At 57.5% G+C, this 20,860-nt stretch carries 20 protein-coding genes and 1 pseudogene; 8 read left to right on the forward strand and 13 right to left on the reverse strand.

Annotation, left to right across the window (positions count from 1 at the left end; translation table 11 throughout):
- Window positions 1-23: 23 nt before the first annotated feature.
- Both efeO and ASF66_RS04145 read left to right on the forward strand, forming a co-directional pair.
- Window positions 24-851, forward strand: a complete 828-nt coding sequence (efeO, locus tag ASF66_RS04140; protein ID WP_049859440.1) for an iron uptake system protein EfeO — start codon at window positions 24-26, stop codon at window positions 849-851.
- Window positions 852-1,171: 320 nt separating this feature from the next.
- Window positions 1,172-1,659 (forward strand): annotated as a pseudogene (locus tag ASF66_RS04145) (REP-associated tyrosine transposase).
- A 195-nt stretch (window positions 1,660-1,854) separates the two neighbouring features.
- Here the strand turns inward: ASF66_RS04145 and ASF66_RS04150 are convergent.
- The 9 genes from ASF66_RS04150 to tnpA (ASF66_RS21885) all read right to left on the reverse strand — a co-directional run bounded on the left by ASF66_RS04150 (window position 1,855) and on the right by tnpA (ASF66_RS21885) (window position 10,699).
- Window positions 1,855-2,532, reverse strand: coding sequence for a DUF3313 domain-containing protein (locus tag ASF66_RS04150; protein ID WP_056842834.1), 678 nt, complete (start codon window positions 2,530-2,532; stop codon window positions 1,855-1,857).
- Window positions 2,533-2,679: 147 nt separating this feature from the next.
- A complete protein-coding gene (locus tag ASF66_RS04155) occupies window positions 2,680-3,561 on the reverse strand; it encodes a transporter (RefSeq protein ID WP_236707064.1) in 882 nt (293 codons plus the stop codon).
- Between the two features lie 70 nt (window positions 3,562-3,631).
- Window positions 3,632-5,038 carry a DUF1254 domain-containing protein gene (locus tag ASF66_RS04160; protein ID WP_056842836.1) on the reverse strand — a complete coding sequence of 469 codons (1,407 nt, stop codon included), beginning with the start codon at window positions 5,036-5,038 and terminating at the stop codon, window positions 3,632-3,634.
- A 38-nt stretch (window positions 5,039-5,076) separates the two neighbouring features.
- A complete protein-coding gene (locus ASF66_RS04165) occupies window positions 5,077-6,534 on the reverse strand; it encodes a DUF1254 domain-containing protein (RefSeq protein ID WP_056842837.1) in 1,458 nt (485 codons plus the stop codon).
- An 8-nt stretch (window positions 6,535-6,542) separates the two neighbouring features.
- Window positions 6,543-7,319, reverse strand: a complete 777-nt coding sequence (locus tag ASF66_RS04170) for a hypothetical protein (protein WP_236707066.1) — start codon at window positions 7,317-7,319, stop codon at window positions 6,543-6,545.
- A gap of 358 nt (window positions 7,320-7,677) precedes the next feature.
- A complete protein-coding gene (yfcF, locus tag ASF66_RS04175; RefSeq protein WP_056842839.1) occupies window positions 7,678-8,304 on the reverse strand; it encodes a glutathione transferase in 627 nt (208 codons plus the stop codon).
- Window positions 8,305-8,472: 168 nt separating this feature from the next.
- On the reverse strand, window positions 8,473-9,999 hold the full coding sequence (gene tnpC, locus ASF66_RS04180; RefSeq protein ID WP_056842840.1) for an IS66 family transposase: 1,527 nt from the start codon (window positions 9,997-9,999) through the stop codon (window positions 8,473-8,475).
- 50 nt (window positions 10,000-10,049) lie between these two features.
- Window positions 10,050-10,385, reverse strand: coding sequence for an IS66 family insertion sequence element accessory protein TnpB (tnpB, locus tag ASF66_RS04185; RefSeq protein ID WP_056842841.1), 336 nt, complete (start codon window positions 10,383-10,385; stop codon window positions 10,050-10,052).
- Window positions 10,382-10,699 carry an IS66-like element accessory protein TnpA gene (gene tnpA / locus ASF66_RS21885; RefSeq protein WP_082484424.1) on the reverse strand — a complete coding sequence of 106 codons (318 nt, stop codon included), beginning with the start codon at window positions 10,697-10,699 and terminating at the stop codon, window positions 10,382-10,384. The genes tnpB (ASF66_RS04185) and tnpA (ASF66_RS21885) overlap by 4 nt, the downstream gene beginning before the upstream one ends.
- 383 nt (window positions 10,700-11,082) lie before the next feature.
- Between tnpA (ASF66_RS21885) and ASF66_RS22430 the strand changes: the two genes are divergently transcribed.
- From ASF66_RS22430 to tnpC (ASF66_RS04200), 5 genes are all read left to right on the forward strand, one after another.
- A complete protein-coding gene (locus ASF66_RS22430; RefSeq protein ID WP_156463126.1) occupies window positions 11,083-12,480 on the forward strand; it encodes a hypothetical protein in 1,398 nt (465 codons plus the stop codon).
- Entirely contained in the window at window positions 12,449-13,324 is an 876-nt protein-coding gene (locus tag ASF66_RS21890; RefSeq protein ID WP_162240070.1) for a S1 family peptidase, read from the forward strand. Before ASF66_RS22430 ends, ASF66_RS21890 begins: the two co-directional genes overlap by 32 nt.
- 378 nt (window positions 13,325-13,702) lie before the next feature.
- Window positions 13,703-14,035, forward strand: a complete 333-nt coding sequence (gene tnpA / locus ASF66_RS21900; RefSeq protein WP_082484427.1) for an IS66-like element accessory protein TnpA — start codon at window positions 13,703-13,705, stop codon at window positions 14,033-14,035.
- Window positions 14,032-14,367, forward strand: a complete 336-nt coding sequence (gene tnpB, locus ASF66_RS22840) for an IS66 family insertion sequence element accessory protein TnpB (RefSeq protein WP_056843419.1) — start codon at window positions 14,032-14,034, stop codon at window positions 14,365-14,367. Before tnpA (ASF66_RS21900) ends, tnpB (ASF66_RS22840) begins: the two co-directional genes overlap by 4 nt.
- An 83-nt stretch (window positions 14,368-14,450) precedes the next feature.
- Window positions 14,451-16,001 carry an IS66 family transposase gene (gene tnpC / locus ASF66_RS04200; RefSeq protein WP_056842843.1) on the forward strand — a complete coding sequence of 517 codons (1,551 nt, stop codon included), beginning with the start codon at window positions 14,451-14,453 and terminating at the stop codon, window positions 15,999-16,001.
- A gap of 24 nt (window positions 16,002-16,025) precedes the next feature.
- Here tnpC (ASF66_RS04200) and ASF66_RS04205 read toward each other — a convergent pair whose 3' ends face one another.
- Window positions 16,026-16,772 carry an NADPH-dependent F420 reductase gene (locus ASF66_RS04205; RefSeq protein WP_056842844.1) on the reverse strand — a complete coding sequence of 249 codons (747 nt, stop codon included), beginning with the start codon at window positions 16,770-16,772 and terminating at the stop codon, window positions 16,026-16,028.
- Window positions 16,773-16,875: 103 nt separating this feature from the next.
- Here ASF66_RS04205 and ASF66_RS04210 point away from each other — a divergent pair, with 103 nt between their 5' ends.
- The gene (locus tag ASF66_RS04210) at window positions 16,876-17,229 is read left to right on the forward strand and encodes a winged helix-turn-helix transcriptional regulator (protein WP_003436536.1); all 354 of its coding nucleotides are present in this window, start codon (window positions 16,876-16,878) and stop codon (window positions 17,227-17,229) included.
- A gap of 145 nt (window positions 17,230-17,374) precedes the next feature.
- Here the strand turns inward: ASF66_RS04210 and ASF66_RS04215 are convergent, their stop codons facing one another.
- From ASF66_RS04215 to dgoD, 3 genes are all read right to left on the reverse strand, one after another.
- Complete coding sequence (locus tag ASF66_RS04215) at window positions 17,375-18,166, reverse strand: IclR family transcriptional regulator (RefSeq protein ID WP_056842845.1); 792 nt, start codon at window positions 18,164-18,166, stop codon at window positions 17,375-17,377.
- 58 nt (window positions 18,167-18,224) lie between these two features.
- Window positions 18,225-19,535: an MFS transporter gene (locus tag ASF66_RS04220; RefSeq protein ID WP_056842846.1), complete on the reverse strand. Its 1,311-nt coding sequence runs from the start codon at window positions 19,533-19,535 to the stop codon at window positions 18,225-18,227.
- Window positions 19,536-19,694: 159 nt separating this feature from the next.
- Window positions 19,695-20,843 carry a galactonate dehydratase gene (gene dgoD / locus ASF66_RS04225; protein ID WP_049859437.1) on the reverse strand — a complete coding sequence of 383 codons (1,149 nt, stop codon included), beginning with the start codon at window positions 20,841-20,843 and terminating at the stop codon, window positions 19,695-19,697.
- Window positions 20,844-20,860: the final 17 nt, after the last annotated feature.

Here is a 20,860-nt window from a genome sequence, read left to right on the forward strand (position 1 = left end):
TTGAGACCACCGGGGAACCCCTCATGACAAAGACGCCACTCGCTCTGCTGCTGACCCTAGGCCTGTTGAACGCGCCGCTCTCGGCCTTCGCCGCGACCCAGTCGCCCCTGGACCTGGTGGGCCCGGTTTCGGACTACAAGATCTACGTGACCGAAAAGGTCGACCAACTGGCCGAGGAAACCGCCAAGTTCACCGACGCGATCAAGAAGGGCGACCTGGCCACCGCCAAGAAGCTGTACGCGCCAACCCGCGTTCACTACGAAGCGATCGAGCCGATCGCCGAGCTGTTCAGCGATCTGGATGCGTCGATCGACTCCCGGGTCGACGATCATGAAGCCGGTGTGAAGGCAGAAGATTTCACCGGGTTCCATCGCCTGGAATACAGCCTGTACTCGGAAAACACCACCAAGGGTCTGGATGCCCTGGCCGATGGCCTGCTCAAGGATGTGAAGGACCTGCAAACCCGCATTGCAGAGCTGACCTTCCCTCCGGAAAAAGTGGTCGGCGGTGCTGCCGCGCTGCTCGAAGAAGTGGCGGCGACCAAGGTGTCGGGCGAGGAAGATCGCTACAGCCACACCGACTTGTATGACTTCCAGGGCAACATCGACGGCGCGAAGAAGATCGTCGACCTGTTCCGCCCGCAGATCGAAAGCCAGGACAAGGCGTTCGCCGCCAAAGTCGACAAGAACTTCGCCACCGTGGACAAGATCCTGGCCAAGTACAAGACCAAGGACGGCGGCTTCGAAACCTACGACAAGGTCAAGGAAAACGACCGCAAAGCCCTGATCGGCCCGGTCAACACCCTCGCCGAAGACCTCTCCACCCTGCGCGGCAAACTCGGCCTGAACTGATCGCCCGCGCTTTCCCGCATGCCCTCATGAGGCCCCTCTTGCCAGGGGCCTTTTTTGTGGGAACGGCTCTGCCCGCGAAGGTCATACCGCTGCACATCAAAAACACCGCAGGAGCGGTCATCGGCCGCGAAAAGATCAACGCGCTCTTCCTGACCCACCGCGGCGTTCCCTTCGCGGCCACGGACCGCTCCTACAAGCCGTATACACTGAACTGCTTGGCCGCCATTTTGATCTCCGTGACCGACATATACCGTCACCAATACGCCCTACCCAACTCATCACTGCACTCTACATTCAAACCTCCCGCCATGGAGGCCGTCATGCCACTCTACAAACATTGCAGGTTACGCACGGGCCGCTTTTCGCAGCGCGGCGGCATCTATCTCTTGACCGCTGTAGTTAAACATCGCACGCCGTATTCCGGGATTTTGTATCAGGTCGCTGTGTAGTCAAAGAGATGATGAATGCCCAGCACTGGAACCAGGCCCAATCGCTGGCATGGGTGGTGATGCCTGATCATCTTCACTGGCTGATGCAACTTGAGGATGCATCGCTGGAAAGCCTGATGCGCCAGGTCATATCGCGGTCGAGCAAGGCAGTCAACGAACGGAGCGCAAGGACCGGTCAATTATGGCAGGCCGGTTTCCACGACCGAGCACTGCGCAAGGAGGAGGATCTACTTGCCAGTGCCAGGTACATTGTGGCCAACCCGGTACGCGCTGGCTTGGTGAAAAGAGTCGGGGATTATCCGCTTTGGGATGGGGTCTGGTTACACAACCATCAACCACCCAGCTCCCCGCCCCTATGAGCGGTCCGTAACCTGTAGGAGCGGTCCGTGGCCGCGAAGGGAACGCTGCGGTGGGTCAGAAAGAGTGCGTTGGTCTTTTCGCGGCCGATGACCGCTCCTACAGGGTAAGCGTCCGGCGAAGTCACTCAGTAAATATCATCCGAGAGTTGGATCTCTGACGCTTGCTCTCCGGACTGGCACGTTGGTATTCAGTAACTACTTTTGGCCTGATCTGAGTCGTTCATAAGTCAAGCGCATGTCAGAAGCCCAACCGTCCACCACTGGCTTGACGTCTTCAAGCGTGAGCTGTGTTTGATCATTTTCTAACGGTTTACCGCTGCCTTTGCGTACTACCTGTGCCAGCACTTGGTTGCTATCTGCATCCAGGAAAGCCGCCTCCGTTGCGATTTCCACTGTCTGGTCGCGCCCGCCTGCAGCGGTGTTTACTGCAGCGGCGACTAACGCGATAGGGATTACTTCATACGGCTTGAGGCCTTCCGGGCGCGTCGAAACTGCAGTGATTGCAGGTCGAACTACGATGGTGTGAGGGCCTGGCGCGTCGGCCAACACAAGGTCTTTACCGAGCTCCCGTTTCAGGGCCACATCGAAGTAACGAGTGATGGATTGCAACGCCTGTGCTGAGATCGCCGCCGTTGGCTGTGGCTTCGGATAAAATTGGCTAGGTTCAACGTAAACGTGGGTGTACTTGCCAAGCTGTGCATCGTCGTTGAGCCACCGCATAACAGGTGCGCCACTTGCACTTTCAGCCTTTTCAAGCCGACTGTAATCTTTGAGAAACCCCGAGTAATGGCTGGGATCAACCTGTGAGCTTGTGCAACCAATAAGCCCCAGGACGACACTGGACAAGCAAGCCTTGAACACGGACATTTTCATCAGTTGCTTCCCTTCGGTTGTTCAGCAGATTTGTGAATGAGCTATGGCAACAGGCGTAGCCGTGTGACCTATCTGCCCAGCTTGACGATTGCCCCGGTCGGAGAAGTTAGGCTGGACATGTTGGCCATCGCATCTCTGGTAGATCCCTCACCAAGCGTACTGTAGGCGTAGCGTCCACGTGTTCACGTCAGGCGATCCAGTTCTTTCAGACACTGTGTCGGAGTACGCGATCAGACCACCGAACTGAGGGGACAGCATGAAGCCCACACTGGCTCCAAGCAGCGCGTTTTCCTGTTTGTTGTCCTGCCAGGCGCCGTCGATCTTGGTCTCGCCACCTCGGTTGTAGGTAGCATTGAGAGAGGCCCATAGCGCTCGATTGATGGTGTAGCTGTAATGGCCCTCAATGCCGTACAGCGGCTTCTGCTCCAGCGTACTGTTGCCTTGGTAGTCTTTGTTGTCGCCATACAGCGATACATAGGTGTTGAATTCAAGCCAGGTCGGCCCCAATGGCGTGCCGAAGGCAATCTCAGGTTTGAAAGCCCATCGGTTCGAGCCAATGTTGATAATGCGATCCTTATCGTAGTCACCGGTTGGAGCCGTGATCCATAGCGCTCCTGTCAGAAAGGTCTCTGGCGTCCAGTTGGCAAACTCCTTCTTGGTGAGTGCGGGCCCGCCAAACAGGTTGTGGACGAGCACCACCTGGGTATCCGCCATCCCGCCGTTGTGCTTTGTACCGTCGAAGAATCGCGCATTGTCGAACGATGCCGAAATGTCCGCATAAGGCTGCAGGATCTGGATAGCGCTGTTACGCCCGTCAACTGCAAAGGAACGGGCATACCGGGCGATATAAAGGTTGGCGTTCAGCGAGAGGCCATCGATGGGCAGCGAAGTGTCGATGGGCGTATTGGTATCAATGCGGTTGTAGTAGCCGAACACCATGTTCAGGTCGGTTGGAAGGTTTTGCCAATCTCGGGCGTTGTCAGCGCTGGCGAGCATGGGTGCCATGGCCAGCGTTGCAGCACCCACCATGGTAAGTCTAGGAAATCCAAGCATTGCGTCGTTCCTTGTCACGAGTACCCAGTTTCAGCATGAGTTCGAATCAGAGATCAACTGGCGTCAGCAGCGGGAGTTTCCACTGACCATTGGCGACCTCAGGCTTGGGCAGGTAGATACGCAACACTCCATAAAAGGGCCCTTTTGGGGCGGGTAGCCAGTTGCTTTCCTTGTCCTTGCCCGGCGAAGCATTCTGCACGTACAGCGTTAGGCCACCATCGGCATCAAGCTTGAGTTGCGGCAGCATTCGCGAATTGATCAAGTAGCGGTTGAGCGGGTTATCGACGAGTAGCTTGGTCGCACCGTCGTACATAGTGAGCGACCAGAATGCATTGGCGGGCGGGAGCGCACCCTTGTTGAAGTGCAAGGTGTAGTCGTGTTTCGAAGCATCCGCAGGCCGGCCCTGGTTGTCGACGAAGTAGCCGAGATAGGCAGCTTCGTCTGCAGAGTTGCCAAAGATCCCCATGTTGGCGCCAGCGTACCGATACAGATAGTTGTTTTTGAGGTGCTGGCGAGTGCCAAACAAGTCCCCACTACTGACCTTGTGGGTATCCACTTTTGTTTTCTTGAACTCGGCGAACTCCGCTTTTCCATCAGCGATCCCGGCTTCCAGTGCTTGACGTTGCTCGGTATTAAGGGCGTTCGGATCGAAAGGCTGGCCGGCCTCTATGCCGATAGTTGCGAAGCGCTTGAGCACATCCTTCTCCGATCCTTGCGCAGGGGCGAAGGCCAGCATGAAATTCAGGTAGCGAAAAAGATCCGGCGTCTCACTCATCTGTGGCTCGGGCTTTGGCCATTCGATGGGGGAAGCCTGCTTGACTGAAGAATCTCCCAGGAACTTGCTCAGCGGCGTAACCGAATAGCCTTGCTGAATCTTCTTCACCGCTGACAGGTCTTCGGTACTGAAAAGCTGGGTGCGATATAGCGCGTAGGCGATATCACTTTCGCTGCGTACCACGCGATCAATCTTCGCTGGCGTTTTCCCGCTCCAGTGTGGGCCGGCGATGAGGAAATTTCCGCCTTTGTTACCGGTGGTTCGCGTGCCCAGGTAATCGAAATTCTGCGTATAGAGGTCTATCAGCTGCACCGAGTAATATCTATTGCTTTCAACGGGCGGCAGCGTCAGAACAACAGGCTCGGCGCGTAGATCCAGCCAGACAAACGAATACGGAGTGTCGGAGTTCGGGGTAACGAACGCGGTATCCTTGGGCGTGAACACCATGGCGGTGTTGCCGATCTGGTTGAAAGGCGCCTTGAAATTCGGCCCACTCTTATCCACTGCTTGGGTGTAAAGCGTCTTGTACATTTCCACGATTGGGAAACCGTACAGGTAGGCCTCTTTGGCGATAGCTCTAGCCTCGGTAGGGGTGGCGGTGAAATCCGCCAGTGCCGAGTGACATATCAGTGCTGAAAGGCCGATAAGCGCGTAACGCATGGGTCGTTGAATCTTCATATCCGTTCCTTGTGGGGAAACCTTGGCGTTCCAACCGTTTATTTCACTTGGGTAATGTCATCGAGCTTCCAGCTTTTATCGAAGTACGCCTCTGTCGGGGCATACAGCCGGAAGTAGCTGAACCAGTGCTTGCCGGGCACCGTCTGCACCCAGTTGGCTTCGAAACCTGGCGGAGCTTTTGGCCCAAAGTAGAGATCCACGGAGCCGTCGGGATTGGTCTTCAAACTCTGCCGAGACGAGAGATCGGCCTTGCGCTGAGGATTGTCGATCAGGCAGCGGCTGTCGGTGTCGTAGACGGTCATCGACCAGAACTGCTTGGCTGGAGGATTGGCGCCGACATGAAGGCGATAGTTTTTGCCGCCATCGAGCCACTGACCCTCCTTGTCGGTATAGGCACCAAGGTAGGTCTGTCCGAGGCCAGGCGTTTTGGAAACCATACCCTTGGTGTTGGTAACGGCTTCGTAGAACCAGGCGCTGCGCTCCCATAGCTGGTCGTAGAATGTGACGCGTTGGGATGGCTCGGCGATGTTAAGTACGGTATCCCACTGCCGGTCAGGCCAGAACTGCGTGCCAGGGAAGCGTTTGGCAAACGTATTAGCCTTGGCAACCAGTTCGCCCATCTGCGCTCCTTCCTCCAAGGCCTTTCGTTGCGCCGCAGAAGGTTTGAACGGCTTATCCTTCTCGATACCAAGGCTTGCCAGCATGGCCATGTAGAAACGGTCACGCTCGTTGACTGGCTCTTTCTGGATAATCTGATGCAGGCGCTCCCAGTAGGCCATGCCTCTGGGTTGGGTGCCCGACCACTGCTTGCCGCCAGGGCTCAACAGTCTGGTTTTGCCTGGCTCGGCGCGCTTGGCGTAGGGGTACATATTGAACTGCTCTACCAGCGCCTTACCTTTGGCGGGGTCTGGGTCAAGTACGCGAAAGCCCACCAGAACGTTCATGGTTTCCGAATGCGCGACATAGTATTTATCGGCGTCTGCGGGCGGCTGAGCGCCCGGTGGCAGCACCAGATACTTGCCACCTTTACCCTTGTCGGGGCCGGTCTCTCCCATATCGATGATCGCGCGCTGCCAGAAGTCCCCGACGCCGCCGGCAGTCGGGCCAGGCGGCAGCTCTATCACCAGCGGGCCTGTCTCGTTCAAATCGACAAAGCCGAGAATGTAAGGCGTGGTTGCGTTGGCAGTGATGACACCTAGCTTGTCCTCGTAGCTCGTCAGTACCATCAGGTCGCCGCTCTTCGCGCCAAGTTTGCTCTGGAACTCTTCTTGCCATTGGGCGTATGACACCAACGGCAATGCCCACAGATAGCTTTGCGTCGCTTGCTGATAGTCCAGTTCGGCGTAGAGCTTGGGAATCGATTCGTGCGCGGGAAGCTCACCCTCCATGGCGACGGGGCCGATGTGCGTATCGAGTGTCTGCGCATGAGCAGCTACCGAGCAACTGACGGCAAGCGCTATAAGGGTACGTCCAGTGAAGCGAATGAACTCATCCATTTGTAGCGCTATCTCCCGAATGTGACGTTGATTCCAGCAAACAATGTGAATTGCGGTAAGCCGTCTCCCTTGCGCTCAACAGTCCACTGCGGCTCGACAAAGGCATTAAGAATGTTGCGTCCGGACTTCCAGGCTTTGCCGACACCCAGGCCAATGGGTATGTAGTGGGTATCGTTCTTGAGATCGAACGTCCACGTGCCTGTGGAGCGCAGGTACCAACCCTTGGGCAGGTTATGAATGATGAAAGGTTGGAAAGTGGCCGTCTCGACGTGCTGACGATCACTGTCGCCAGCGAAGGAGCTTTGATACTGCACAAGACCGCCTAACAGGCCACTCGGTGACGAGTCGATTGCCACCGCCGCCAAGCCAGCCTGCCATTTGCCAGTGCCGAGTTCGTCCTGTGCTGCAGTCGGCGCCGTGATCTGCGGCCCGATCCCTAATTGAATGCCTTCAGTCTTGAGAAGAAAGATGTCAAACAGGTTTAAGTCGCCCATACCGGTGCTGTAACCCCCATGAGGGTCAGGGCGCGTACTGATGGGTAAGGTAGCCCTAAGAATTTGTGGCACGCCAAAGAACTCACCTGGCGCGATGGGCAGCGTTCCCCTTACCAGAGCATCATTGGTATGAGCGTTCGAGTCGTATAGGTTGGGTGAGTAGTAGTCCTGAAGATTGGCGCCCGGTGCCAGGTTCAGCGGGTTGTTACTCTTATTGGCCGTGTCCGCGTTATCCGCGTACCCGTGCATGGCAAATGAGCACATGCTGATCATGAGGACGGCCTGCCCCATATGCTGTCTGTTCATGAACGCTATCCCTGATCATCAATCCCAACGCCCTTTTCTCGCCTGAGCGGTTATGCCTCCCATAAAACGTAGCAGAGCCTGCCGTTAGCGCCAGAAGCCCTCCTCAATGCGTTGCATATGGTTCAGCCATTGGATTATCAGGGGAGTCGCTCGCCACAATCATGTCCGTCCGGCAGCAATCGTTCGGAAGGACAGGATCAGTAGCCATAATTCGCAGGCGAGCACCACAGCGAAGCCGTGGGTGATCGGCAACTGTCACCGCACAGCCGTCGATCGGTCGTGTCTTACCTTTCGTAACCGAAGCCTATGGTCAGCAAGCCTCAAATTGGTTTCCGCGTTTAGGTTAAAGCGGTGGACGTTGAAGCGTCACCCATGCGTTCACGCTGGGGCGCTGCCACTGGCGTTGCGCATATTCCACGAGAACCGGGGGCACTTCATCGCCGTTGAGTATCAATCGGTTCAGCATCAGCGCTAGATCAACATCGGCTATTGACCATTGACCGAACAGATACTCCGCATCGTTCTGGAGGAGTGCCTTGGCGGACTGAAACAACTTTTTTGCTGCCGAAGTGGCTGCAGGTGACAAGGGCCCTGCCTGCTCGCCATAGAATACGACGAGGGTGGAGCGCTCTTGCCGAATGGGCAGCAGGTCGCTGCGGATCCACGCCTGAACCTGCCGCGCCTTTGCGAGCAACCGGAGATCGTCTGGATAGATCGGCACTTTAGGATAAGCGTTTTCCAGATACTCCGTGATCGCAGACGACTCAGATAAGGCAAATCCACCATCCAGTAGGGTGGGTACCCTTTGGGTCTGCGATAGAGCCGCGTAGGCCTCGGTCTGATTTTCAAGCGCTTGAAGATCCACGGTACTCATCTTGAAGTCGATACCCTTTTCGACAAGTGCGACAAACGCGGACAAAGCGTAGGGGCTGGTAAATTGCGAATCGACGAATAAATGCAGGGGGTTCATAGATTTTTTTCTCCTTCTTCAGAAGGGAGCAAGCTACGAGAGTGTAATGAAATAGTGAAATGGACGATTTTTATAGGGGTATTCCTAGTCGGAATGCGACGGGTCGCAATTTCAATGCTCACGAGTGTGAAAGCGTTGTAAGCGGACAACGAATATCCCTTGCATAGATCAGGCAGGCATCCACTGATGCGGCAGCAGTCGCTCGATTTCACTGGCCCGCTGCGTTGGTAGCCGCGTCAGCACATCTTTGAGATAAGCATACGGATCATGCCCGTTGATGCGCGCCGACTGGATCAGGCTCATGGCCGCCGCCGACCGCTTGCCGCTGCGCAGCGATCCGGCAAACAACCAGTTAGACCGCCCAAGTGCCCACGGCCGGATCAAATTCTCGATCTGATTATTGTCGATGGGCACAGCACCATCTTCCAGGTAACGCGTCAGCGCTACCCAGCGTTTGAGGCTGTAATCCAGAGCTTTAGCCGTGGCCGAACCCTCGGGCACAAGTTCACGCTGAGCCAGCATCCACTCATGCAGCTTTTCAGCGATGGGCACTGCTGTTTCCTGGCGTAATCGCCAACGGTCTTCGTCGCTCATTTCCTTGGCGTGTCGCTCGACTTCGTAAAGCCCGCCAATCGAGTGAAGCGCTTGCTCCGCCAATTGGCTTTTATTGGCTACATGCAAGTCAAAGAACTTACGACGTGCATGGGCCATGCAGCCGATCTCGGTAATGCCCAGCTCAAAGCTGGCTTTGTAGCCGGCAAAGTCATCACAGACCAGCTTCCCGTTCCAGGTGCCCAAGAAGTTACGCGCATGTTCACCGGCACGGCTGGGGCTGAAGTCGTAGACCACGGCCTTGAGGGCCGAGAATGGCGTAGTGCTGTAGGCCCAGACATAAGCGCGGTGGGTTTTCTTCTCGCCGGGCGCCAGCATTTGTACCGGCTTTTCATCGGCGTGAACCACGCGCTGGGCCAGCACCACTTCGCTCAGCGCATCGACAAGGGGCTGAAGCTGTACGCCGGTTTGACCCACCCACTGCGCCAGTGTCGAGCGCGGGATGGCCAGGCCGGCACGGCCGAAGATCTTTTCCTGTCGATACAGCGGCAGGTGGTCGGCGAACTTCGCCACCATCACATGCGCCAGCAGGCCGGCAGTGGGGATGCCCTTGTCGATCACCTGCGCCGGCACCTGGGCCTGGATCAGTGTTTCGCACTGCCGACAGGCCCATTTCCCACGCACATGCTGTTCGACGGTGAACACGCCCGGCGTGTAGTCCAGCTTTTCGCTGACATCTTCACCGACGCGCTGAAGCTGGCAGCCGCACGCGCACTGGGTGTTGTCCGGCTCGTGATGGATCACAGTGCGTGGGAACTGCGGTGGCAATAGCGCACGCCTGGGTTGCTGACGTGGTTGTGCCTGTGAGGGAGCGGGATGAAGTGCTTTTAACTCGGCCTCGATGGCTTCGAGGTCGGTATTGAGCAGGTCATCGAGCAAGCTGCCTTGCGCCGGGCTGATCTGCTCGCTGCGCTTGGCAAACTTGTGGCGTTTGAGAATGGCGATTTCGTGAGTGAGTTGCTCGATGATCGTCTCATCACGATGAATCTTTCTGTCCTGGGTGTCGATCTTGGACATCAACTGCGCAGCCAGTGCGCGCAGTTGTTCAGGAGTCATTTGGTTGAGATCGGGCAAGGAAGTCATGCCGTGGATTTTACCAAAGCAGCCCGACTGCTTCAGCTAAAAGGCAACATTTAAAGCAATGTAATTACGCCGCCCGCACCGACTCGCTGCCAGGGTAATCCAAGTACCAGCGCCTGAAGTTGTTCGGGGTCGAGTTCGACCTCCGTCCCACGATGGACGCCTGGCCAATGAAACTTACCTTGGTTCAAGCGCCGTGCCGCCAGCCAGATACCGACGCCGTCGTGCACCAGGACTTTCATGCGGTTCGCCTTACGGTTAGCAAAGAGGTAAGCGCAGTGCGGCTTCGCCGCACGGAACACCGCGACCACTCGGGCCAACGCAGTCTCAGTGCCGGCGCGCATGTCCATAGGCTCGGTGGCGAGCCAGATGGCATCAACGCGAATCATTGGGCCAGGCCACGAATGAAACACGCGCAGCGGTCCGGATTCGAGGCTGGCCATTTTACCGTGATAGATTTATCACCCAGAGGCAGGGAGATGATCACCATCTCTTCTGTTGCTCGCCTTGGTACTGTTTTTACCGGAACGAAAGCCGGCAAGGTTGCTGGCGATTGATCCCGGTAAGTCGGTAGCCACTTGCGGATCACGTTGGCGTTGATGCCGTGATGGATGGCTACGCTGGAAATTGTCGCTCCGGGTTGCAGGCATTCCTGGACGACCTGGGCTTTGAATGGTTTGGGATAAGAGCTTCGTTGGCGCATGGAAATCCTGGCGATAAGGGCAATCGCGTCCGCTTAGAATGATCTGACCCCGCAAAGTCGGACGCCATTTCTGGCCTACCAAGCGGATCTTCCATGCCCCCTTAGCGCCGCACCTACAGCAAATCCTTCCAAGCCAAGTCATCTAGGAGTGTTCTGCAACCGGTTCCTCCAAGCGTATCGTCGGCGAGGCTGATGATCGACTGCCCAAACTCCACGTGAGCCTCTTAAAGCTGTCGACCGCCGGGCCGGCCAATAGAGCTAGGAAAGTGAGTAACTTGAGCAGCAGGATCTGATGCACAAGCTAATCTGACATCAGCGCTCCGAAGCGGTGATTGTGACCGGAGTTGCTGGCAAGAATAAGAATCCGCTGAAGGGGCGAAGCTATGGATCTAAATCTTTCTTGGGGCTATTACCTGCTCTTGTCAGGACTGCTAGCGGGGTGTGCAGGATCCCAAAACGAGATGCAAGTTAGCCCTGACCACATTAGGATCAGCGCGGGCACCACCTCAGGCTTCCGGGTGTTTCATGGCGAATGCCTAAACACCGACGCCGATAAAGTTAACCTATTGCTGCTTCCGTTTCTGACCAATGTGATTTCCGGGGGCCTTAAAGCTGTCGGCACCGGCTTGAAGGCGTACGGTGAAGACTCCGATGCAAAATTTGCCTCGACGCTGAATTTCAACAAAGGCGAGGACGTGAGAGGTTGCCTCCATGTGGTTTATGGCAAAGTTTTTACCGATTCAGCTGACTTCCTAGATTCTTCAGTGAAGCTGGATAGTATCCTGCCGTTACCATGGCTGGCCGTGGCGCGCGCGAACGGTGAATCTGAGGAGTCTGTGGATGACTGGGTCGCAGAGTTGCCGCAAGTGCTTGCCGATGCAAAGGCGAAACTGGCCAGCAGCGGGGCAATGCTTGCCGAAAAGCCGCTTTTCTTCGCCGAAATGAAAATTATCCGATCTCCTGACGGCTCTAAAGTAGCCTTCCGCTTACGGGCTTTCTATTACGGCGAACGCTTGGACAAAAGCTGGTCGCTAAGATCAAGGTCTAAAGCAATTGTTCTCACTGTTTCTGGATTCGATGCATCTAAAGCGTTAGTCGAAAATCTAAAAAATGGGTATTCCGTGCTCCAATCGGACGTGCCCCTCGGCCAGGCTTGGGTTAGCTCGGACTTACTCTCTCCGAAAGGCGAAGGGGGGGGCCGAAATGCTTGGGATAGCCCTTGGTATGCCCTGCCGCCAGACAAAAGTACGCCCACAACCTTGGTGGCCGGACTTCTTGAGACCACTGCGGGTAGCAAGTTCTTGGGCGTGCTGGGCGCAGCGCTCGAGGGAGCCGCTGACACCACGGCACAAAAGTATGTTGACTCACTCGACCCCGCTAAACGAGCTACTGCTGAGGAAGCAGAAAGAACCGCTGAAAATACTGCGCGAGCCAACGCTGCTACCGCGGTTGTAACTGCCATATCCGACGTTAATGCAGCACAGGCTGCTCATGATGCATGTATCAACACGATGGAATCGAAAGCTAGCGACAGTAGTGCTAAGAGAGCTGCTGTAGTCGCTTTCGCTTCAGCGAGGGTCACAGCGGCCGCATCGGTTGCTTCCGCAGAACCATTGTTTTCACAGATGGGCGTTCCAGTCTCATTCCTGAATAAGCCAGAAAATGCGAGGTGCCGAAATGAATATCCTCCATTGGATAGCCCTCGGCACGTTGGGGGTGATACTGACTGCCGATGGCCAGGAGAATATTATGGGTTGGGTGTCGGTCGACAGGGGCGCTGACATTCTGGTTAAAGGCGGCATCAAGGCCAGCGTAAACGATTTTACTGAAACTGTTGTGGTTGAATTCGAAAGCGCATCAGAACAGGGATACTGTACGGGTGTGCTTATCGCCACAGATGCGGTACTGACAGCAGCCCACTGCGGTTACCGGAAGTTGGTGCCGGTGAGGGTTACTGCTGCAACGAGCTTGAGCCAGGCCCTTAAACTCGGGACTGAAGGTTACGCGAAGACGCCGCCAACCGGCCTGCCACAAGTTCAATCAGCTGCGGTTGCTTCTTTTGCGGTAATGGATGTGGGCGCCGTCTCGCAAGGTAGAAATTTGGGCGGCCGTGACTTGATGGTGATCAAGGTGAGAACTGGATTCGTCTCTCCCGCTAGTCCTGTTGCAATTTCGTCACTGAGTGGCCTTAACGACGCGAGGTATGTAAGAATCGTTGGCTTCGGGGATGACGGACAAGCGAACGCTGGCCGAAAACTGTTCGCCGATGTGCCGATAGCGTCATCAAGGTGCACCCCGGTTCCTGTACCGGGGGCGGCAAGTTGCAAGGCCGGTCGCGAATTGTTTGCAAGAGATCCACAAGGTGCATTCGATGCCTGCCCAGGTGACAGTGGTGGCCCAGTCTATGTGAGGAGCCAGCTCGGCCGGTACCGTTTAGTTGGGATCGCTTCTCGGGCATCAGGTTTCTCTTCTCAATGCGGTGGGGGGACGATAGTGACGCTGCTCGATGCAGAGCGCTTAAGTTGGATTACCTCGCAAGTAGGGGTGCAGGTCAACGCGCAACCGTTGAAGCCGGAACTCCCGGTGGCCAAGCCATGCGAGCCACCGGCTTGCTATTCCAAATAGCCGTCGCAGTAGGATATCGAACAAAAACGCCTTAAGCGTCCGCCCAACTCGCCTTGCGCAAGTCAGGCCGGCACCCACTTATGCGGCAGCAATTGCCCGATATCACTGACCCGTTGTGACCTTGGGTTCTTACTCTGAGGCAGGCCAAAGAATCCTCCAAGAATGCCATTCGTAAGCGCCCGGACATCACACCTTACGTGATGAAACCGGTTGCCATCTATGCCGCAGCAACAGATCGATTTCACTCGCCCGCTGCGTCGGCAGGCGCTTGAGTAGTAACCGTCCGGGCAACACACCTTCCTGATGCCATCGCTTAAGGCGATGGTGTCCACCTAAATTTAAGTGGACACCATTTTTAGCCTTTTTAAGCGGACGCCCATGCCACAAGAACGCCGTTCCTATTCCAAGTCTTTTAGGGCCCAGGTCATCGCCGAGTGCGCGCAGGCTGACACCTCGATTGCCAATGTCGCCTTGACCCACAACCTCAATGCAAACCTTGTCCATAAATGGATACGGGTGCATGCGCAGAAAAACCTGGCACTGCAAACTGCCTTTATTCCGGTCAAGGCATTGTCTTCGACAGCGGCCCCTCAAGTTCTTCCGGCCACGATTCGAATCGAAGTGCTTCATTCAAAAGGTGTAGTCGTGGTGAGTTGGCCGGCAGAAAATGCGGCGGCATGTTCCGCTTTCCTGCGAGACCTGCTGCGATGATTCGCATCGACACCATCTGGCTCGCCATCGAGCCCATGGACATGCGAGCTAGCACTGAAACCGCGCTGGCACGAGTTGTCGCGGTGTTCGGTGCGGCGAAGCCGCACTGTGCTTATCTGTTCGCCAACCGCCGTGCCAATCGTATTAAAGTGTTGGTGCATGATGGCGTGGGAATTTGGCTTGCAGCCCGTCGCTTGAATCAAGGACGTTTCTTTTGGCCTAGCGTGCGGCACGGCTCTGAAGTCGAGCTGGATGCAGAGCAACTTCAAGCCTTGGTGCGCGGCTTACCTTGGCAACGCGTCGGGTCCGGAGGAGCCATCACGGTGCTCTAACTTGTCTGCCATGGCGCGCTTTGCAGCGCAATTGGCCCATCAGTCTATCGCCGCCACTAGCCCTCTCTGGCAAAATCGGCGGCATGACTTCGCATCCGAATCTCGATCAATTAAACCCTGAAGAACTGCGTGCCTTGGCGGCGCAGTTGATCCAGCGCGTCGAGACGATGGACAAGCAAATCACTCATCACAAGTCGGTCAACGAGAAGTTGGCCCACGAGATCGCGCTGCTCAAACGCTTCAAGTTTGCCAAGCGCAGCGAGCAGTTGAGCCCTGATCAAGCCAGCCTGCTTGACGACTTGATCGATACGGATATCGCCGCTATCGAAGCCGAACTTGAGGCGCTGCAACCGGCACCTGTCGAAGCCAAAGTGCGCCAGCAACCCAAGCGCGCACCGCTGCCACCGCAGTTCCCTCGCACACTGATCCATCACGAACCGGACAGCAGCTACTGCCAGTGCGGCTGCGCCCTCAAGCGCATCGGCGAAGATGCCAGCGAAAAGCTCGACTACACGCCAGGCGTGTTCACCGTCGAGCGCCACATCCGTGGAAAGTGGGCCTGCGAACAGTGCGAAACGCTGATCCAGGCGCCGGTACCGGCGCACGTCATCGACAAAGGCATACCGACAGCGGGCCTGCTGGCCCACGTCATGGTGGCTAAGTTTGCCGATCATCTGCCGCTGTATCGGCAGGAGAAAATCTTCGGCCGCGCTGGACTGCCCATCGCCCGTTCGACCTTGGCGCAGTGGGTGGGCAACTGCGGCGTGCAACTTCAACCGCTGGTTGATGCGCTGCGCGAAGCCGCGCTGATGCACGGCGTCGTCCACGCTGACGAAACGCCGGTACAAATGCTGACGCCTGGCGCGAAGAAAACTCATCGCGCTTACGTCTGGGCCGATGCCACCAGTCAGTTCTCCAATCTGGCGGCGGTCGTTTACGACTTCAGCCCGAGCCGTGCCGGCGAACATGCTCGAAATTTCCTCGGCCCCTGGAACGGGAAGCTGGTCTGCGATGACTTCGCTGGCTACAAGGCAGGCTTTGAACTGGGCGTTACAGAAATCGGCTACATGGCCCATGCACGCCGAAAGTTCTTCGACTTGCACGCGACCAACAAGAGCCAGATCGCCGAAAAAGCGCTGCACTACGTCGCGGCCTTGTACGAAGTTGAACGAGAAGTCCGCGAGCTGGAACCGGGTGATCGACAGCGAATACGGCACGAAAAAGCAGCGCCGCTCATCGACGCACTTCATCCCTGGATGATCGCCCAAAGACAGCTTGTGCCTGAGGGATCGGCCATCGCGAAAGCCTTGGATTACAGCCTAAAACGCTGGATAGCGCTGACGCGCTATCTCGATGACGGTGCTGTGCCCATCGATAATAACTGGTGCGAGAATCAAATCCGGCCATGGGCTCTTGGGCGCTCAAACTGGCTGTTCGCTGGCTCGTTACGCAGCGGTAAACGTGCGGCGGCGATTATGAGTTTGATCCAGTCGGCGCGGCTCAACGGACATGATCCGTACGCTTACTTGAAGGATGTTCTTACTCGCCTACCAACGCACCGGGCGAACGAGATCGATCTACTTTTGCCTCATAACTGGACTCATCTTCATTCAAGGAGGCCCCGTATTGTCTAAGATCGCTCTCGTTGCCCGAAAGCATCAATCCAGAGGGTTGAACGAGCGGTTCATGGCTACAACCTCGCTATGACTGGCGTTGGCCCCGAGCTTTGCAAAGTGCTTGGGCAACTCATCTCGCTTCGCTGCTGCCTGCCCTTTAACAGCCATCAAAAGCGCTTTCTGCATAGTCGCCGCGTCATAGTCGCAGCAGTAGCTTGGTGCGCATGGTTGTTGCCTCCAGGACACATCAAGTGAACCTCCATCGACCGGGTCGAAGCCAACTTCACTCACCAGAGACATTACCGTTTGTTTCGCTTTGGGATCGTCACCTGCCACCGCTGCTGCCAAGCGTCCAGGGCTACCTTCTGGAAGGCCTAGCTCTGCCAAAGTATAAGCCAGCACGTTGTTGAAGCCCTTGATCACAGGCCGTCCAATCTGTTTGGCAACCCAGACGCTTTCTGTCATCCCTTCATCAAGTTCTGCAATGCGAGGGTCGCGCAACCCAGGGTAATAATTGCTGGTATCTACCACTGGGACGCTGTCAGATACGGCGCTGAACAGATTAGAAGGAAGCGCGCTCAAAGCAGGTAGCGGTATGGACAGTACGATCAGATCGACCCCGTCGACCGCGCCCCGAACATCTACAGGTTCGGCGCCTATCTCTTCGGCAAACGCGCGAACGCCGCTGACGCCCCCCGAATTTGCTACGCGAATTTCATGGCCAGCAGCTTTAAGCTTACGGGCGAGGGTGGCGCCGATGTTACCAGTTCCAATGATGACGATTTTCATGAACTAAGCCTCAATAATCGTATGTCTTGCACCGATTCTAGAGCGCTGATGCGATAATGGTAAGTACCTACCAAAAGGTGGGTAACACACTGTTGAGTAAGAAATGGAACGGGACTGGAATTGCGGTGATCCGCAAAATCGTCGGAATTGGGCTGAGGCAACGACCGAGACTCTTCGCGTGCTGGAGGGTAAGTGGAAGATTATCATCCTGTGCCAGCTTTTCGCGGCGAAGGGGGCACTTCGGTTCTCGGATATAGAGAAGTTGATTGAAGGGATCAATCAGAAAATGCTGATTCAACAGCTCAAGCAGCTAGAAAGGGACGGCATCGTGCTGCGGACGGTGTACCCGCAGGTGCCTCCTAAAGTGGAGTACCGGCTCACGGATATCGGCCACGCACTCGGGCCCTCAATACAGGCATTGATAGAATGGGCGGAAATGAGGCGCAACCACGCCTGAGCGCAACCGTGCATTGGAGCACTCACATGCCTCAGCATGCGGCGCTCCTCGACTGTCGAGGCGAGAGCGCCGGACGCTTACCCTGTAGGAGCGGTCCATGGCCGCGAAGGGAACGCCGCAGTGGGTCAGGAAGAGTGCGTTGCCTTTACGTCCGGGCGCCCAGCTCGGCGCAGACGGCCTGGGCGGCTTTTTGGACGGTAGGGACCAAGGACTGCATCTTTTCCAGCGGCATATACGGCACCGTGCTGGCGACACTGATTGCAGCCACGATCTGTCCGCTGGCGTCGCGGATCGGCGCGGCGACACAGCGGATCGAGGGTTCGTTGTCTTCCAGGTCGAATGCATAGCGTCCTGCGACGTACGTTTGCATGCGGGCCTGAAACTGTGACCAGGTCAATTGCGGATGGTCGGGCCATAGCGCCGACTTCGCCGCCACCGCCTCTCCCTGCTCGAACAACCGCTGCCATTCGGCTTCGCTGGCATCGAGCATCAACGCCTTGCCGATGCCGGTGCGTGCCAGCGGCATGCGATGCCCGACCCGCGAACGCATCTCCGGGCCATTGCGCCCCGGGGTCTTGTGCAGGTACAGCACCTCATCACCGTCGCGAATCGCCAGGTGAATGGTGTCGCCGGTCAGCGCCGACAGCTCATCGAGCCAAGGTGTCGCCAGCATCACCAGCGGCACCTCCTCCCGCGCCTGGAAACCCAGCTCGATCAGGCGCGGGCCCAACAGATACCCCACCTGAGGCAACACCCGCAGGTAGCGCTCGTCCACCAAGCAACTGGCCAGTCGGTGGGTGGTGCTGCGGGTAGTGCCGATGCGCCGCGCAATCTCCTTGAGATCGCGGGCGCCGCCAGCCACGGCCTGGATCACCGCCAGGCCGCGCAGCAAGGTCTGTGTGCCGGTCGGTACGGCGGGGGGCATGTCGTCCTGCATGGTCAACCTTCGCGTCGAGAAAAAGCAGGCGCATTATGTTCGCCTGCTTGCAAAGCGGTCAAAGCTCGATCCGCTCGACCTTGCCCACCAGCAGGATATAAGACAACGCCCCAACCAACGCCGTGACCGCGATGTAAGTGATCGCTGGCGCGAACGAGTCGCCGGTCGCCAGGAAACCGATGGCGATCGGCGTGGTGATTGCCGACAGGTTGCCGATGAAGTTGAACACCCCACCCGTAAGGCCCAGCAAACGCGCTGGCGCCAAGGTCGAGACCAGGGACCAGGTGATCGAGGCCAACCCGTTGCCGAAAAATGCCAGCGCCAGGCAAGCGATCACCAAGGCTGTGGAATCCACATAGTTGGCGCCGATGATGCAGGTCGAGATCAGCAGTCCACCGATGATCGGCAACTTGCGCGCCAAGCCGATGCTCGCGCCGCGACGGATCAGCCAGTCGGAAAAGAACCCGGAACACAACACGCCGACGAAGGCCGCCAGGAACGGCAGCGAGGCGAGCATGCCCGACTTGATGAAGTCCATCCCGCGGTACTTCACCAGATAGGTCGGAAACCAGGTCAGGAAGAACCACAGGGTCGAGTTCAGGCAATACTGGCCCAGGTAGATGCCCCAGAGCTTGCGCTTGCTCAGCACGATACCCAGGTCGGTCCAGCTGAAACCGGCCTTGGCCTGACGTGCCGATTTCTGCATGTCGACCAGGCCGCCGCCGTCGCTGATGAGCTGGATTTCGGCAGCGTTGGCGCCTTTGAAATCACGCGGCTCGCGGTACACGGCGTACCAGATCACCGCCCACACGATACCCACCAGACCGGTACTGACGAACACCATGTGCCAACCGAATTCGTGTTGCAGCCAGGCCAGCACCGGGGTCAGGAAGGCCAGGCCGACAAACTGGCCCGACGTGTAGAAACCGATGGCGGTGGCGCGTTCGCGCTCAGGGAACCAGGTCGTCACCACGCGGCTGTTGATGGGATACGCCGGGGCTTCCAGCGCACCCACCGCCATGCGCAGTACGAACAGGGCGATGAAGCTGCCGGCGAAACCGAGCATGACCGTGGCGATGGACCACAGGGCCAGGGCCACACTGTAGAGAATGCGCGGCGGCACGCGGTCCACCAGCCAGCCACCGGGGATCTGCATGGCCGCGTAGGTCCAGCCGAAGGCCGAGAAGATCAGGCCGACGTGAACCGGATCGATACCCAGATCGCTGGTCAGCGCCGGTGCGGCGATGGACAGGTTGCTGCGGTCCAGGTAATTGATGACCACGGTGATGAACAGCAGCACCATGATGAAGAAACGCTTGCGGCTGGGCGTCGCCAGCGCCGGAGCGGTGGTTGCGGTTTGCGTGTGCATGGGGTGCCTCTTATTGTAGTTGTAGAGGGTGATGCGGCGCCTTGGCGGACGCTTTCGCAGGCAGATGGCTCACCGCCTGCCCCGCTCTCACAAAGGTGTCGATATCCGTGTGGGAGCGGGCTCTGCCCGCGAAGGCCGCGCCGCAATATCAGCGTCTTCTCACCACTCGGCAAAGCTGCCATCGGCGTGGCGCCAGATCGGGTTGCGCCAGCGATGGCCGATTTCGGCCCGCTCCCGCACGTACTCCTCGTTGATCTCGATGCCCAGCCCCGGCCCATTGGGGATCTTCACGAACCCGTTGTCGTAGTCGAACACCTCGGGATGGGCAACGTAATCGAGCAGGTCGTTGCTCTCGTTGTAGTGAATGCCCAGGCTCTGCTCTTGAATGAACGCGTTGTAGCAAACCGCATCCAGCTGCAGACAAGCGGCCAGTGCGATCGGACCCAGCGGACAATGCAGCGCCAGTGCCACATCATAGGCTTCGGCCATGTTGGCGATCTTGCGGGTCTCGGTGATCCCCCCGGCGTGCGACGCGTCGGGCTGAATGATGTCCACATAGCCTTCACTGAGGATCCGCTTGAAGTCCCAGCGCGAATACAGACGCTCACCCAACGCGATCGGCGTGCTGGTCAGCGGCGCCAGTTCCTTGAGCGCTTCATAGTTCTCGCTCAGTACCGGCTCTTCGATGAACATCAGCTTGAACTGATCCAGTTCCTTCATCAGCACCTTGGCCATGGGCTTGTGCACCCGGCCATGAAAATCGACGCCGATGCCCACGTTCGGCCCGACCGCATCACGCACGGCCGCCACACTGGCCAGGGCGCGATCGACCTTGTCGAAGGTATCGAGAAACTGCAGCTCTTCGGTGCCGTTCATCTTCACCGCCGTGAAGCCACGCGCGACCGCTTCGCTGGCCGCCCGCGCCGTATCGGCCGGCCGATCCCCGCCGATCCACGAGTACACACGGATCCGATCACGCACCTGACCGCCCAGCAGGTCGCTGACCGAAACACCCAGGGCCTTGCCCTTGATGTCCCACAGCGCCTGATCGATACCGGCCAGCGCACTCATGTGGATTGCACCACCGCGGTAGAAGCCGCCGCGGTACAGCACTGTCCAGATGTCTTCAATGTTGCGTGGGTCCTTGCCGATCAGGTAGTCCGACAATTCGTCGACCGCGGCAGCCACGGTATGCGCGCGGCCTTCCACCACCGGTTCGCCCCAGCCGACCACGCCTTCGTCGGTTTCGACTTTCAGGAAGCACCAGCGCGGCGGAACAATGAATGTAGTGAGTTTGGTGATTTTCATCCGTTGTCTCTCTTGTT

This window comes from Pseudomonas sp. Leaf129, assembly GCF_001423465.1.
Classification (GTDB): Bacteria; Pseudomonadota; Gammaproteobacteria; order Pseudomonadales; family Pseudomonadaceae; genus Aquipseudomonas; species Aquipseudomonas coleopterorum.

Bases quoted from the DNA above. Each gene is read 5' to 3' on its own strand.
- efeO (WP_049859440.1), top strand. From the start codon at position 24: ATGACAAAGACGCCACTCGCTCTGCTGCTGACCCTAGGCCTGTTGAAC.
- ASF66_RS04150 (WP_056842834.1), bottom strand. From the start codon at position 2,532: ATGAAAATGTCCGTGTTCAAGGCTTGCTTGTCCAGTGTCGTCCTGGGG.
- ASF66_RS04155 (WP_236707064.1), bottom strand. From the start codon at position 3,561: ATGGTGGGTGCTGCAACGCTGGCCATGGCACCCATGCTCGCCAGCGCT.
- ASF66_RS04160 (WP_056842836.1), bottom strand. From the start codon at position 5,038: ATGAAGATTCAACGACCCATGCGTTACGCGCTTATCGGCCTTTCAGCA.
- ASF66_RS04165 (WP_056842837.1), bottom strand. From the start codon at position 6,534: ATGGATGAGTTCATTCGCTTCACTGGACGTACCCTTATAGCGCTTGCC.
- ASF66_RS04170 (WP_236707066.1), bottom strand. From the start codon at position 7,319: ATGGGGCAGGCCGTCCTCATGATCAGCATGTGCTCATTTGCCATGCAC.
- yfcF (WP_056842839.1), bottom strand. From the start codon at position 8,304: ATGAACCCCCTGCATTTATTCGTCGATTCGCAATTTACCAGCCCCTAC.
- tnpC (WP_056842840.1), bottom strand. From the start codon at position 9,999: ATGACTTCCTTGCCCGATCTCAACCAAATGACTCCTGAACAACTGCGC.
- tnpB (WP_056842841.1), bottom strand. From the start codon at position 10,385: ATGATTCGCGTTGATGCCATCTGGCTCGCCACCGAGCCTATGGACATG.
- tnpA (WP_082484424.1), bottom strand. From the start codon at position 10,699: ATGCGCCAACGAAGCTCTTATCCCAAACCATTCAAAGCCCAGGTCGTC.
- ASF66_RS22430 (WP_156463126.1), top strand. From the start codon at position 11,083: ATGGATCTAAATCTTTCTTGGGGCTATTACCTGCTCTTGTCAGGACTG.
- ASF66_RS21890 (WP_162240070.1), top strand. From the start codon at position 12,449: ATGGGTTGGGTGTCGGTCGACAGGGGCGCTGACATTCTGGTTAAAGGC.
- tnpA (WP_082484427.1), top strand. From the start codon at position 13,703: ATGCCACAAGAACGCCGTTCCTATTCCAAGTCTTTTAGGGCCCAGGTC.
- tnpB (WP_056843419.1), top strand. From the start codon at position 14,032: ATGATTCGCATCGACACCATCTGGCTCGCCATCGAGCCCATGGACATG.
- tnpC (WP_056842843.1), top strand. From the start codon at position 14,451: ATGACTTCGCATCCGAATCTCGATCAATTAAACCCTGAAGAACTGCGT.
- ASF66_RS04205 (WP_056842844.1), bottom strand. From the start codon at position 16,772: ATGAAAATCGTCATCATTGGAACTGGTAACATCGGCGCCACCCTCGCC.
- ASF66_RS04210 (WP_003436536.1), top strand. From the start codon at position 16,876: ATGGAACGGGACTGGAATTGCGGTGATCCGCAAAATCGTCGGAATTGG.
- ASF66_RS04215 (WP_056842845.1), bottom strand. From the start codon at position 18,166: ATGCAGGACGACATGCCCCCCGCCGTACCGACCGGCACACAGACCTTG.
- ASF66_RS04220 (WP_056842846.1), bottom strand. From the start codon at position 19,535: ATGCACACGCAAACCGCAACCACCGCTCCGGCGCTGGCGACGCCCAGC.
- dgoD (WP_049859437.1), bottom strand. From the start codon at position 20,843: ATGAAAATCACCAAACTCACTACATTCATTGTTCCGCCGCGCTGGTGC.